The organism is Salmonirosea aquatica (genome assembly GCF_009296315.1).
Classification (GTDB): Bacteria; Bacteroidota; Bacteroidia; order Cytophagales; family Spirosomataceae; genus Salmonirosea; species Salmonirosea aquatica.
Genome location: NZ_WHLY01000001.1, coordinates 102865 through 115931, shown reverse-complemented (window position 1 = coordinate 115931; position 13067 = coordinate 102865). Strand labels below are relative to the sequence as shown.

11 protein-coding genes are annotated in these 13067 nt (G+C 54.9%); 6 read left to right on the top strand and 5 right to left on the bottom strand.

What is annotated here, in order from left to right:
* Positions 1–158 precede the first annotated feature (158 nt).
* From GBK04_RS00480 to GBK04_RS00470, 3 genes are all read right to left on the bottom strand, one after another.
* On the bottom strand, positions 159–1943 hold the full coding sequence (locus GBK04_RS00480) for a CotH kinase family protein (protein WP_152755900.1): 1785 nt from the start codon (positions 1941–1943) through the stop codon (positions 159–161).
* A gap of 442 nt (positions 1944–2385) precedes the next feature.
* Positions 2386–3213 carry a universal stress protein gene (locus GBK04_RS00475; RefSeq protein WP_152755899.1) on the bottom strand — a complete coding sequence of 276 codons (828 nt, stop codon included), beginning with the start codon at positions 3211–3213 and terminating at the stop codon, positions 2386–2388.
* 41 nt (positions 3214–3254) lie between these two features.
* Positions 3255–4112: a universal stress protein gene (locus GBK04_RS00470; RefSeq protein ID WP_152755897.1), complete on the bottom strand. Its 858-nt coding sequence runs from the start codon at positions 4110–4112 to the stop codon at positions 3255–3257.
* Between the two features lie 223 nt (positions 4113–4335).
* On the opposite strand from GBK04_RS00470, the gene GBK04_RS00465 reads away from it, so the two are divergent.
* Positions 4336–4782, top strand: a complete 447-nt coding sequence (locus tag GBK04_RS00465) for an Hsp20/alpha crystallin family protein (RefSeq protein ID WP_152755895.1) — start codon at positions 4336–4338, stop codon at positions 4780–4782.
* A gap of 108 nt (positions 4783–4890) precedes the next feature.
* Here GBK04_RS00465 and GBK04_RS00460 read toward each other — a convergent pair whose 3' ends face one another.
* Entirely contained in the window at positions 4891–6003 is a 1113-nt protein-coding gene (locus GBK04_RS00460) for a L,D-transpeptidase family protein (RefSeq protein WP_152755893.1), read from the bottom strand.
* Between the two features lie 178 nt (positions 6004–6181).
* Here GBK04_RS00460 and GBK04_RS00455 point away from each other — a divergent pair, with 178 nt between their 5' ends.
* Entirely contained in the window at positions 6182–6424 is a 243-nt protein-coding gene (locus tag GBK04_RS00455) for a FixH family protein (protein ID WP_152755891.1), read from the top strand.
* 94 nt (positions 6425–6518) lie between these two features.
* Here the strand turns inward: GBK04_RS00455 and adhP are convergent, their stop codons facing one another.
* Positions 6519–7676, bottom strand: a complete 1158-nt coding sequence (gene adhP / locus GBK04_RS00450; protein ID WP_373330566.1) for an alcohol dehydrogenase AdhP — start codon at positions 7674–7676, stop codon at positions 6519–6521.
* A gap of 66 nt (positions 7677–7742) precedes the next feature.
* Here adhP and GBK04_RS00445 point away from each other — a divergent pair, with 66 nt between their 5' ends.
* From GBK04_RS00445 to GBK04_RS00430, 4 genes are all read left to right on the top strand, one after another.
* Positions 7743–8567, top strand: a complete 825-nt coding sequence (locus GBK04_RS00445; protein ID WP_152755889.1) for a universal stress protein — start codon at positions 7743–7745, stop codon at positions 8565–8567.
* A 65-nt stretch (positions 8568–8632) separates the two neighbouring features.
* Positions 8633–11164 (top strand): cation-translocating P-type ATPase, encoded by a 2532-nt coding sequence (locus GBK04_RS00440; protein WP_152755887.1) that lies wholly within the window; start codon positions 8633–8635, stop codon positions 11162–11164.
* 666 nt (positions 11165–11830) lie between these two features.
* Positions 11831–12529 (top strand): hypothetical protein, encoded by a 699-nt coding sequence (locus GBK04_RS00435; protein WP_152755885.1) that lies wholly within the window; start codon positions 11831–11833, stop codon positions 12527–12529.
* A 188-nt stretch (positions 12530–12717) separates the two neighbouring features.
* A complete protein-coding gene (locus tag GBK04_RS00430; RefSeq protein WP_152755883.1) occupies positions 12718–12954 on the top strand; it encodes a hypothetical protein in 237 nt (78 codons plus the stop codon).
* Positions 12955–13067 lie beyond the last annotated feature (113 nt).

Here is a 13067-nt window from a genome sequence, read left to right as displayed (position 1 = left end):
TCTCTGAACTGTCGAATGGCGTCGTAACCGCCTTTGAAATTCACCACCTTGTCGTAGTCGCGGACTTTCAGCATGGTACAAGCACAGGTGGGGAAGGGAGTTTCTACAGGATTGGCTTCTAGGCCGCGCTACGGCTGTGCAATCGGTTGAACTGAACACTAATGCCCCAAAAGCAGGCTGGCATTGATCTGCTGATTGATGCGGGCATTCGTCTCCAGACTGACACTCGCAGCCGAAACCTGAACAGACGGAGGAATATTGACGGCGTGGTTCTGCTGAATAACGACCGCATCCAGTGAGGTGGGCACAGTCTGGCACGACCAGGTGGAAGACTGATTCCAGTCGCCGTTCTGCACGCTCTTCACTATCCGGCTGATGGGATCAATCGCCAGTGTTTCGGTATAACAATCGCCTGCCAACGTTACAGCCACGCTGTAAGTACCCGGTTTGTAAGCCACTATTGTACTATTGACGCCACCGGGGACAGGGTCCCCATTCAGTTTCCATTCGTAGGCCAGTTGTTTGCCCGTGTAGGCAGAGAGCGATACCGGGCTTTCGCAGGTGATGGGAGGTGGGGTTAAGGCGGAAACCTGAACATAATTTCCCAGCTGTGGTACGTTGCGATCCATCCATGCCAGCCGATTTCGAAGCCAGTCTCTCAGAAAGTCCATTTCCTCGTCAAAAGTCCCGTGGTCTCCCACTACGTTCCAACGCTCATAATCACGCGGCTGCGCCTCGGAAACAAGATCGCGATTCTGCTGGATCATCGCCATGATAGTGCCAAGATTCAGCACTCCGTTCCGGAGGGTGGTCCATCGTGCCTGTAGCTGCGCCACGTACGCGGGATCGTCCAGGAGCCGCTTCCACCAGAAAGGCTGCTTCCGGTCTACCCGGCACAGCCGCTGGCTCTGGTACTGCCAGCCCGTCGTGTCGTTGGCAGCACAGAAATTATAGGGCGTGTTTCCCATGGAGGCATTGTAATCCCACATGGGACCCATGACCAGTTTACCGCCCTTGCTGTCGCGATTCTTGTACATGTAGGTACTGAAGCTATAAGCATCCGTCGATCGGACCAATTCCGAAAGCAAAAAATAATCGATAAAACTGCCCACATCGGCATACGCGCGGTACCCCTGCACCGGGTCTGTAAAAGCCGGTCCCGACAGGGCAGTCTCGAACTGATAAAGGTAATTCTTTATATAAACCAGGTGGGCGGGGTGTATGTCCTCGTCAGCGGGCTCGTGAAGTTCAAAATCAGTTCGAAAATCTCCGCATTCGTTGGGATACTGAGAATTCCAGTAGGGACCGGGTGTGCCGGCGTGGTGGTCTATCTTGACGATGTACCCACCCGTCAGGGCATTGCCGGTACTGTCCTTGTATTCGAGCTCAGAAATATCCACCCGGTTCTTATCCTGCTTGATTTTTTCCATCAGCACATAAATCCCCTTGTAGTCTTCATACTCAAAGGAATCATTCGAGGAAACAAACAGCTCCACAAAAACCGTCCGGGGAGAGTAGTGACCGGCATTCCTGGCCAGTGCGTGGGTGAGTACATCACGCATGAAGGTTTCATCGTCGTAGGTATTAAACAGTACCCAATCGTTCTCGACGGGCATTCCCAGCAACGATACATTCAGGTTAGAACCATCGGCTTTTCTGGTTTCGAGGCCGTAAGGCTTTTTGGGTGAATTCTGCGAGGTATTCCCGCGAAACTCGATGCCGATTTTTCCATTATAGTGGTTCAAAGAATCGGTCAGCTGATTCCTGTTCCCGGGGCCGTTGTAGATAATCCCCATGTCAGCCATGATCTTAGGTTCGTCTACGATCGTCTGCCCGTTGGTTTTTATAATGACAATGGGTAAGTTTGAGGACGTGGGAATGGATTGAGCGAGCAGGGGGACAGGAAGGCCCGCGATCACGAATGTCACGAGTGAAATTTTCATGGCGATGCTTGGATGAGGGATAGTGAGCTTCTTACAGTATACCTATATTAGCCGGGGAGCTGCTTGTGTGTTTTTTTTATTTGAATCAGGCGTTCACTCTGGAAGACGAAACGACCGCCTGTTGTATGGCATCGTAACCCCTCGATATTCACCACGTTGTCGTAGCCACGGGCTTTCAGGATGGAGCAGGCGTTCATCGAGCGGTAGCCACACCCGCACAATGCAAGGAGATGGGCCCGGGGTTTTAGAAAAAAAGCGCTATGTCATCACTGAGATGGTTCAAGGGGACATTACAGGGCTGTGCCTCCCGCAACGGGTCGATGACTGCCGCCTCACCTTCGGATTAGTATGAAATAGGCTCCCGGCGCCAGGCAGCCCGTATAGATTTGTTCGATTTTCATGTTTACAGATTGGTTTTTTTATAATAAATAATGAACTGACTTCACACCCGCATAACCAGCACCGGGGTTTTGGCATGGTTAAGGACGTCTTCCGCAACGCTGCCTGACAACAGGTGCCGGAGGCCTTTATAACCGTGGGTGAACAAAACGATCAGGTCAGCCTTGGTTTCTTCGGCGTAGTCGATGATACCCTCCTGCACCGTATTGGCGGTGCGCAATGCAAGCTCGTAATCGGTTATACCCTTAGTCCGTGCGAAGTCACTCATCCACTCCCTGACTCCATCGACCACCTTGCCATCCGTAGGGGTGAACACGTACAGGAATTTGTGAAGCCCTTGTTCACCCATCTGGAAAGGATAGTGGTGGATGGTTTTCAGGCGGTCGTCCGTGTCGATGGCGCAGACGATGTTTTCAGGCCGGAAGTGTTCGATGGCCTCTTTCACGATTAGCACCGGGCAATGGGCGTGCCGGACGATCACCTCGGCGTTGGAGCCGAAAAATAGCTCTTCCAACCCAGAAGCGCCCTGGGAAGTCATCACGATCAGATCGGCCTTCTGGCCGGTGACGTCGGCCACCATTCCGTCGCCATTCGTGATAAGTTTTAGCTTTATATCAATGCCCTGGTATTTTTTCTGTGAAATGAGCCGCCGCATTTCCTTCTCGGCCTCGCTTTCGGCGTCATAGAAATCCCTGACCATACTGTCGGTAGTGACGGGCATGGAGCCAGCGTAGGCAATGGACTGGACGGGGTACACCACCGAGTGCAGCAGAACGATGGATGCTTTGTAGACTCTTGCAATATCCGCCGCTACGGAGAGAGCCACTTCGGTACCGGGGCGTAGGTCGGTTGGGACGATGATCGTTTTCATGAGTGAAAGGGGTTAGTTGATAAATGGTAGGGACTTATTTTTCAATTCTGTTTTTGAAGAATGAGCAGCGGCCGCCGGGTGGTCAGGGCAAGCTGGCGAATTGCGCTGCGGTGAAAGAGCCGCGCGACCATACCCCAGTCGCGGTGAGCCAGCACGACAGCGTCGGGCCAGTGGAGCTTTACGTAGGTTTCGATACCGTCGGCTACGGTATCGAACATCAGATTTTGGAAAGTGATCCGTTTGGCTGCGTATGAAACTTCGAACATCTCCGTGATAGCTTCGGCCTCCAGGAAATCCTCTTCCTCCACTGGGCTGACATGGACTACGTTCACCCTGGCCCTGAGTTTTTCGCCCAGATCGAGAACCTGGTCGATGCAACTCACTTCGCTGCCCGCCAATTCGGCAAAATAGGCGAATTTCCGCAGGGTGTTCAGCCGCGTGGCATTGGGCAGAATCCACAGCGGGCGGCGGACTTCCTGCGCCACGGCCGACGAAACCGATCCCACCATTTTATCCCAGGCGTTGGATGCTCCCACAGTTCCCATGACCACAAAAGCGGGGTGTTCGCTGTGGGCCACTTCCAGAATCGCTTCGACGGGCTGGCCCACCACCATGCGACTGCTGATCTTCACGTCCAACATACCCGCTTCCCGCCTATAGTCGTTCAACTCGTCTTCAAAATGCTGTAGATCGGTGGTCAACTGATCATAGGAGCTGCTTTTCCTGCTGTCGCTGTCCATTTCCACCATCGGAATGCTCAAACTGGGAGCGGAGGGCGAAGGATGCACGACGTGGAGCAGCAATACACTCCCTCCAAGCTGGTGAGCCAGTTCCAGCCCGAAGTGGGCGGTGTGGTAAGACCTGGAACTAAGGTCGATGGGAATGAGGATGGTTTTCATGAGGTGGAGCTAAGTGTCGTCTATGAAATTGGTTATTACAAAAGTGCGGTATGTACCGCCCCGCGACCATGAGCGTCGTCAGATGCCGACATGAAAAAATTCAGCGAACCGGCTGACGGGCCCCATGTTAAATAAGCACCCTGCCGGTGATCTTTGCTGGTAGATAACCCCATCCGTGGGGCGGTCGCCCAAAAAGTTTTTTAACCATTAAACCAACCTGATCATGGAAATGGAAACCGCATTCCCCATCGCCCAAAGAATGGGCCGCAGCCTGTCGAACACCCTGTTCGACCCGTTGACCGACGCATTCGGCAAGTTCTTCCACGACCCCTTCACGCTGAGTATGCCCAAGGCCAACGTGACCGAAAGCACCGATGAAGTCAAAATCGACCTCGCGGCCCCCGGTTTGGAAAAAGAAGACTTCTCCATCAAGGCCGACGGAAAAGTGCTGACCGTCAGCGCGGAGAAAGAAAGCAGCACTTCGGAAGGCGAAGAAGAAACCAACTATCGTCGCGAGTATAGTTACACCTCGTTCTCGCGCTCATTTGTTCTGCCCGACTCAGCCTTGGTGGATGATACGCAGGCCAATTACCAAAACGGCGTACTCCATATCCGAATAGCTAAAAAGGATGCGCCGAAGCGCGAAAGCAAGACCATCGCGATCGACTGAAAAAATTAGTACTAACTCGGGTACGAATACGGGCCGCTTCACCTACAGCGGCCCGTATTCGTATTCAGGCAAAATTTTTCGATCGGTATCCCGAATATGCTTTCCGAACTACGGCCACTGCCGGTAGACATCCTTGTACACCCGCAGCACCTTGGCCTCGTCCAGATCCAGGACGTTATAAACCACCAGCACCGGAATGGCCCTGGGCAGGATGAGCGACTGCGGACTGGCGTCGATCGGGCAGGTCTCCATGTAATTGTCGTCGAAATGCTCGTAGCCCAGGAGGATGTTGGCCAACTCGACGGGCTTCTCCACCCGGATGCAGCCGTGGCTCAAAAAGCGGTCTTCGCGGGAGAAGACGCTCCTGTTGTTCGTGTCGTGCAGGAAGATCGCGTACGGGCTGGTCACCTGGAACTTCAACAGACCCAGCGCGTTGTCGCAGCCCGTCGATTGCCGCAGCCGATAGGGAAAGGTCTTGGTGGTCCAGTCGATGGTAACCGGATCCACGGCCCTGCCCTTACCGTCGATGACTTGCAGATTCAGGGCTTCCAATTGGGCGGCTGGATTACGGCGGATTTTGGGCAGCAGTTCCTTTACCGTAATCGAATGCGGGACGTTCCAATAAGGGTATAGTATGATGCTCGGCACCAGGGCCGCGAATCCCGGAGTTCTGGTCGAGGATTTCCCCACCGCTACCCGGCTGTCCAGCAGTGTGACTCCCTGGGCATCCACCACGCGCAATGTGGCGGAGGGTACGTTGACGATGATGTACTTGCCGCCGCTGAACCGATTGATCCAGCGGTAGGTGTTCAGCGTTTCGTACACCTGCTCGATCGTCAGCTCGTATTCCATGTAGTCGTCAACCAGGCAGCGCTTGCAGAATTCTTTCAAAAACCAATAATTGACATCTTTCGATTCAAGGGAGTCCAGCCGGGAGCGCCAGTCGCCCCCGGCCAGGAACTGCTGGGTCAGGCGTTCGATGCGAGCCGAGTCGATCTGCTCCGTGACTCCCTCGTAACTCATCCGGCGCGGTGTGTGGCCGTAAACGATCTCCGTGAAATAACGGGTCAGGCAAGCCGTGCCCGGTTGGACGCAAAAGTTGCTATCCACGCCAATGCTCTCGGCGTAGTTGCGCAGGCTATTCCAGGCTTCGGCGGTCTGGGCCTGGGCGGAATTGATGGCGAACAGTAAAAGGATAAGCAGTCGAAAGGTCCGGAACATGGTTCGGTCGGTTGGTTGGTAGGACAAATTTCATATCCATTCAGCGGGTTTCGGGTGACGCCGTATAGCCACCATCCTGATATAAATCAGTACCTCTCCTGACGCAGGCCGTAGGTCGTTTTTTTCCTGGCTCCTATTTTCGTTGTATTCAATTCGCACTACTTTCCCCTTCTAAATCATGACGTTCGAACCCGCCAAACGACTGCTGGCCTTCGTCCTGCCTTCTTCTTTCCAAAAAGGCGACGTGACTTTTTTTTCCGCTACCCAGGCATCCGACTTCCGGGTGCCTATCAAACCTAATGGCCAGGCACGGCAGTTGGTCCCCACCGACCAACTGGCCAAGGGCCGGTGGCTGGCCCGGCTGCAATGGTCCGACGGGCGGGTGTATTATTCCGACGAGCAGGAAATTCTCGTTTCCTGAATTACAGGCCATAACACCAGGCAATCCCCGAACTTTCGATGAGGTTCGGGGATTTCTTTGTGCAAGCGCTCGGTACATCGGCCCAGGCCGAATCTCACAGAGTCATGTCGAGTACCACGCGGCCTTCGATTTTTCCGTTGGCCAAATCAGACATGACCTGATCAACATTAGCCAGGGCTTCCGTACGGTAGTGGGTCTTGACTTTGCCTTCCGCCGCGAAGGCCAGGCTTTCGGTCAGGTCGAGCCGGGTGCCCACGATGGAGCCGCGAACGGTCTTGCGGTTAAGCACCACGTCGAATATGTTCAGGTCGAAAGCCCCGGCCGGTAACCCCACTAAGGCCATGGTTCCGTGTCGACGCAGCATCCCGAGCCCCTGATCGAATGCCCGGCGCGACGGAGCAGTGACCAGCACGCCGTGCGCCCCCCCGATTTGCCTCGTGATGACCGCGACCGGATCTTCCCGGCTGGCGTTGACCGCCAGGTCGGCCCCCATCGCCTGGGCCAAGTCCAGCTTATCGTCTTGGATATCCACCGCAGCCACACGTAGGCCCATCGCCCTGGCGTACTGCACCGCCAGGTGACCCAGGCCGCCTATCCCCGAGATGACCACCCATTCCCCCGGCCGGGTATCGGTTTCTTTCAGCCCCTTGTACACGGTGACCCCGGCGCAGAGGATGGGTGCGGCTTCGAGAAAAGGCAGCTTGTCAGGAATATGACCCACGTACTCAGGGTCGGCCAAGACGTATTCGGCGTAACTGCCCTGCACCGAATAGCCCGTATTTTGCTGCTCGTGGCAAAGTGTTTCCCAGCCCGCGTGACAGTATTCGCAGTGGCCGCAAGCCGTGTAGAGCCAGGGAACCCCGACGCGATCACCCACTTTCACCTGGGCCACTCCCTCGCCGACGGCCACCACGGTGCCCACGCCTTCGTGGCCGGGAATCAGCGGCAGGGTCGGCAGGACTGGCCAATCGCCGCTGATGGCATGGAGGTCGGTGTGGCAAATGCCGCAGGCGGCCACTTTCACCAGGATTCGGCCCGGTACCAGAGCGGGTACGGGTACTTCTTCAATTTCGAGGGGGCGGCCGAATTCATGGCACACCGCTGCCTTCATAGATTTCTTCATAGGACAGTGTAGTGGGATTTGGGGTAAATGTTCGAACGCCGACGGCGTCCCAAGTCTATACCCCAAAAGTACCGCGCCTCGCTTGACGACCGGGTCACAACTATCATCGTCCATCCTGATTTTCGTCAATCGACCAATAAACCGATTGTACGAGCTTTGCCCATGCCAATCGCATAAACTCTACCAGCACATCCTATGAAAACCATTGTCGTTGCCACCGATCTTACGTCCAACTCCAACAAAGCGGCCCACTTCGCCGCCCGGCTTGCCCGCGACCAGGGGGCAAGCCTAATTCTAGTGAATATTTACCGCTTCTGGCCTGCCAATCCCGCCGAGGTGGTAGGCGACTATCCGCTCAGCACCGAGGAAATGCGTGACAACCATCAGCGCGAACTGGACAGCCTGGCCAATTCGATCAGAAAAGAATACGGGTCGGGGATTGTCCTCGAAGCCCTGACCGAGGAGGGGTACGTCATTCCCACCGTCCAGGGAATCGTCGCCGAGAAAAAGGCCGATCTGCTGGTCATGTCGCCCGTGGGTTCGGCCCCGGACGGGGCACAAATCATGGGCAGCGTCGCCACGGACATGGTCACACAGACCACCGTGCCGCTGCTCATTGTCCCGCCCTCCCAGGAGTACGGCCCCTTCAAGAACGCCGTCGTGGGCATCGACCTGGATTCGCCGCCCGATGCCTTTGTCGTTGACAACCTGTTGCGGTTTGCCAAGAGATTCGGGTGCGTGGTCAATGTCATTTCCGTTCACAGCCAACCCGACGAACCGAGTATAAAGAAGCGGGCCGAACGCATCAGGCATCTGCTGGCATCGGTCCCCCACACCTTCACGGTGCTGAAAGGAGAAGAAGTTTACGAAACCCTGTTGGATTTCACAGTAAGTACCAAAGCCGACCTGATGATGATGATCCCTCAGGAACACGGCTGGCTGTGGAGTATATTCAACGAAGGTGAGAGCCAGCGGATGGCCCGTTTGACGGAAATTCCGTTACTGATCGTCGTCCGGTAAGACTTGGCGGTGCCCGCCGTTCCGTATGAGCCGGATTTTGATTCCGAAAAATTTCCACCCTTTTTATGCCCACACCCGCCTTGCCCCCGATCTTTGAAAAACCAGCGGGCCTCACAACCGAGCAAGCTAGCGTCGCCCGGCAGGCCTTCGGCTCTAACGGACTGAACCCTTTGTATAAAAACAAAGGATGGCGCATGGTGGGGGAGGTGGTCTCCGAACCCATGTTCCTGCTGCTTGCAGCTGCCAGTGCACTGTATATGGTACTGGGCGAGTGGCAGGAAGGCGCCGTGCTGGGCGTGGCGATGGTGCTGGTGGCGGGAATCTCGATCTACCAAACAGTGCGCAGTGACCGCGCCCTGTTGGTCCTGCGGCAACTTACCCGCCCGACAGCGTCGGTGATGCGGGCGGGTTGCCTGTCCGAGTTGGCGATCGAGGACATCGTGGTGGGCGACACGCTGTGGCTGACCGAGGGCGACACCGTACCCGCCGATGGCGTGCTGCTCTCGGCCAATGATTGCGCGGTGGACGAGTCCACCCTGACCGGCGAGTCCGTACCTACGGAGAAAGCCAATGCTGGAACGGACAAGTTCTTCAGGGGCACCACCCTGGTTTCCGGGAGTGCTTATGTACGGGTAACCGCGGTCGGCGAAGCTACCGAATTCGGCAGATTGGGACGATCACTCCAAGCGGTGGAAGTCGAAAAAACGCCGCTGCAAAAGCAAATCAGCCGATTTGTGCTGCGCATGGCCCTGGCTGGTTTCGCGGCATTCGTAGTGGTGTGGTCCATCAACTTTGCCCGAAGCGGCGACTGGGCCGCCTCGCTGTTGCTCGGGCTCACCCTGGCAATGGCGGTCATTCCAGAAGAAATCCCAGTGGCGTTCAGTAGCTTCATGGCGCTGGGAGCCGCCCGGATGGTCAAGTCCGGAGTGCTAACCAAACAGCCCCAAACCGTGGAAAGCCTGGGGTCGGCCACCGTGATTTGTACCGACAAGACCGGCACGATCACCCAGGAGGGCATGGCGGTCGCCAAACTCTACGACGCCGAAGCACGGGTAGTCGTGGGGGTCGATGCCCCCCTGAGCGAATCCGCCGGCCAAGTACTGCGGTACGCCCACCTCGCCTCCGAACTGGAACCCTTTGATCCCATGGAGCGGGCGATCGTGGCAGCCTATCGACGCACAGATGCCCGAGTGGTCGATAAGGCGGCTTCGATCCGCCATGAATACCCCCTGGGCGGAATTCCCCCCATGATGACGCACCTATACGCTTCGGACGCGGATGGCTTCCAGGTATCGGGCAAAGGAGCCGTCGAGCGCATCGTGCGGGTCTGCCGCCTCACCTCCGCCGAAATTGAAGAAGTACAAAGGCAGGCCGAGCACCTGGCGGCCCAAGGCTACCGGGTGCTCGGCGTGGCGGGCTGCTTTTGGTCGGGCGAGGCTTTTCCCGCGGATCAAGACGATTTCGATTGGACATTCCTGGGGCTGATAGCCCTGGAAAACCCGCCCAAGCCCAACGCCCGGCTGGTAGTCGACCAGTTTGAGCAAGCCGGGATTTCGGTGAAGATGATTACGGGGGACTCTCCCGAGACGGCCCGGGCCATCGCCCGGCAGATCGACCTGCCCACCGCTGACCGACTGCTGACTGGCCGGGAGGTCATGGCGCTTTCAGAGGGTGATTTGAAATTAAAGGTAAACGAAGTAAATGTCTTCGCCCGCATGTTTCCCGAAGCCAAGCTGCGGGTGATCCGGGCTTTGAAGGCCAACGGTCAGGTGGTGGCCATGACCGGAGACGGCGTCAACGACGGTCCGGCCCTGAAAGCGGCTCACATCGGGGTGGCCATGGGGAAGCGCGGCACCGAACTCGCCAGGCAGGCCGCCTCGCTCGTGTTGGTCGAGGACGACCTCGGGGGCATGGTCGATGCCATCGCCCAGGGACGGCGTATCTACCAGAACTTCAAGAAGGCCGTGGGCTATATCGTGGCCATCCACATTCCCATCATCCTCACCGTGACCCTCCCGCTACTGCTCGGCTGGCGTTACACCAATCTGTTCTCACCCGTCCATATCATATTCTTTGAGCTGGTGATGGGGCCCATCTGTTCGATCGCTTTCGAGAACGAACCCGCCGAACCCGGCCTGATGCGCAAAAAGCCCCGACGCCTGAACGAGACTTTCTTCACGGACCGCGAACTCGGCTTCCGGGTGGTGCAGGGGCTACTGATTTCACTGGCAACTTTGACCGTGTACTATATGATGATGCAAGCAGGAGCCTCGCCGGAGAAAGTAAGAACCATGGCCTTTGTTACGCTGGTGTTGAGCAATGGGTGGCTCACACTGGTGGTTCGGTCGGACTTTGAGTCGGTGTTCCGGACAATCCGCCGCCCCAACCGGGTGCTTTGGTACCTGCTGGGTCTGAGCGTCTCGCTTCCCGTGTTTTTTCTATTAATCCCACAGATCCGGGACTTTGTGCTCTTCGCCCCATTATCGCCTATTGATTTGGGCTGGTGTTTGGCCGCGTCGCTGGCTGGCGTGGGATGGGTGGAGGGCTATAAGTTCCGAAAATGGGTGAAGGTTTATAAAACACCGGGAGCTTCGTAGCCCTGATGAGCCTTTACTGTTTCCGATCGTGTAATTCCGGCCTAACGTGCACCCCATCGGTTATCTACAAGTTAGAACGGTCGAAATTGTCCCAGGGCGCCCCCTCGTTTCCAGACTACCTGGTGCTGCCCAAAGATACCTTCGCCTAATGAATTACCACACTTTCCAGATAAGGGACTGACGTGATAAATTTCATACCACCAGCTATTAAAGCTCATGTTATCTGACTCACGCAGAGTGTAATTTTATCATGAAGTTTAACTTCTCATACACCGCTGAGGAGCAAGCAGCAGCATTCTTTTATAATTACTCCAGCCCGATCGTCTTATGAGCACACTTCAGACCAACATAATTAAAGTGATAAAGGGAATCTCTATGAGGACAAACCCAGTAGCGAAGAAAACTGCCCTTGGAAAGACCGAAGATTTAGATGCGTTCCTTACCAGGATAAAAGCGAATGCCCACAGGATGAAGTCATAGCAGAATCTGAGGAAATCAAATCTGCTGCTTAGGCTGTAAAAGTCGCCATCCCAACAGATACCCTGTGATTTTATTCAGGTCGTTTTTGACCTAGCTAATCCTTGGGGTGTTGGGAAGGATGCAACTTTAAATTTAATTTGAAAGGATTTGGTCTGAAACCTGATTCAGCCGATAAAAACATTAATTATGAAATTATCATCCCCGTCTATTTTGGTACTTGTGATTACCATGTTGGGCGCCTGCACCGACCATGACATCCCCAATGCCTTGGATCGGTGGAGGGTTAAGAGCCTGACTCGGATACTGCCAGAGAACGGTGGGACAGCCAATATCAGCACCTTCGGGTATGATGCTCAAAACCGGCTCTTTTCTGTCGTTTCATGGCAAACGCCGGACAGTACCGCAGCCGTTATCGGCCGCACGTCTTATGAGTATGACGACCAAAACCGCCTGTCGATGGTGAGACGGTCAGTTGATCCATTTGGCTCAGAAGAATATAAATTTGCTTACAACGCCAACGGCCAGCTAGCCACACTTGATTACGATGCGGGCTTTCCGGACACCTATCATATGACTTTTATCTACAGCGGTGAAAGACTGGCGAGCAGTTTGAGGAAATTCGATTTCTTCTCTTCCCTCAGGTTCAGAAGCGTGCTCAATTATACGTTCAGTGGACGCAATCTTTCAAAAGTCAGCTCAAGCCAGACTATTGAGAAGGTCATTCCTTTCGTTTCAACAGACTCGGCAACCTTCACCTATGATGATAAAACCAATCCGTTTTACGGGGTTCACCTGGTTCCTGCCCCCGTTCTGCCCGCCAGGCCGACGTTTGCTCAGTTCAGCTATACACCTATTACGGTGGTTACGACAATCTGCTTACCTTAAGCCCGGCTAACATGCTGAGCGAAACCAAAGCATCGGGCGAGGAGGTCCGCTATGAATACCTATACAACAATGCAGGGTACCCCACAAGCCGTATAACCATAAAAAAGCGCTTCGGAAAGAGTGAAAGTGCGGTTGCAGAAACTTTACTGTATGAGTATGAAAATTATTAACGTAAACCTGACCTGGACATGCGACCCATTTTATCCAGAATCATCACGCTTGCCCTTTTTGGCACCCTTTGTTTTGTACAGGGCTGTATAGACCATGTTCCGCTACGTTCCACAGTGCTAACCACGCTTCCTTTCGAAGTACAGAACGGACAGTTTACTTTTACTATTCAAGGAGATCAGTTAGGTGATTCGCCTGTGAAAGAGTACGGTGTGGTCTATGCCGCCTATTTTCGGGCGGTCGGCAACCATAATTAAATCCAACGATTGACGACAGTCGAATTATGTTTAGTTTGCCACTTGTGCAGGGGCTCAATAGATTCGATTTCGGTCCCAACATCTTGAATGGAAGAACGTTTTTTTATTATCGT

Coding starts and splice junctions, on each gene's coding strand:
- GBK04_RS00440 (WP_152755887.1), top strand. CDS start 8,633: ATGCCCACACCCGCCTTGCCCCCGATCTTTGAAAAACCAGCGGGCCTC.
- GBK04_RS00455 (WP_152755891.1), top strand. CDS start 6,182: ATGACGTTCGAACCCGCCAAACGACTGCTGGCCTTCGTCCTGCCTTCT.
- GBK04_RS00480 (WP_152755900.1), bottom strand. CDS start 1,943: ATGAAAATTTCACTCGTGACATTCGTGATCGCGGGCCTTCCTGTCCCC.
- GBK04_RS00445 (WP_152755889.1), top strand. CDS start 7,743: ATGAAAACCATTGTCGTTGCCACCGATCTTACGTCCAACTCCAACAAA.
- GBK04_RS00465 (WP_152755895.1), top strand. CDS start 4,336: ATGGAAATGGAAACCGCATTCCCCATCGCCCAAAGAATGGGCCGCAGC.
- GBK04_RS00435 (WP_152755885.1), top strand. CDS start 11,831: ATGAAATTATCATCCCCGTCTATTTTGGTACTTGTGATTACCATGTTG.
- GBK04_RS00430 (WP_152755883.1), top strand. CDS start 12,718: ATGCGACCCATTTTATCCAGAATCATCACGCTTGCCCTTTTTGGCACC.
- GBK04_RS00470 (WP_152755897.1), bottom strand. CDS start 4,112: ATGAAAACCATCCTCATTCCCATCGACCTTAGTTCCAGGTCTTACCAC.
- GBK04_RS00475 (WP_152755899.1), bottom strand. CDS start 3,213: ATGAAAACGATCATCGTCCCAACCGACCTACGCCCCGGTACCGAAGTG.
- GBK04_RS00460 (WP_152755893.1), bottom strand. CDS start 6,003: ATGTTCCGGACCTTTCGACTGCTTATCCTTTTACTGTTCGCCATCAAT.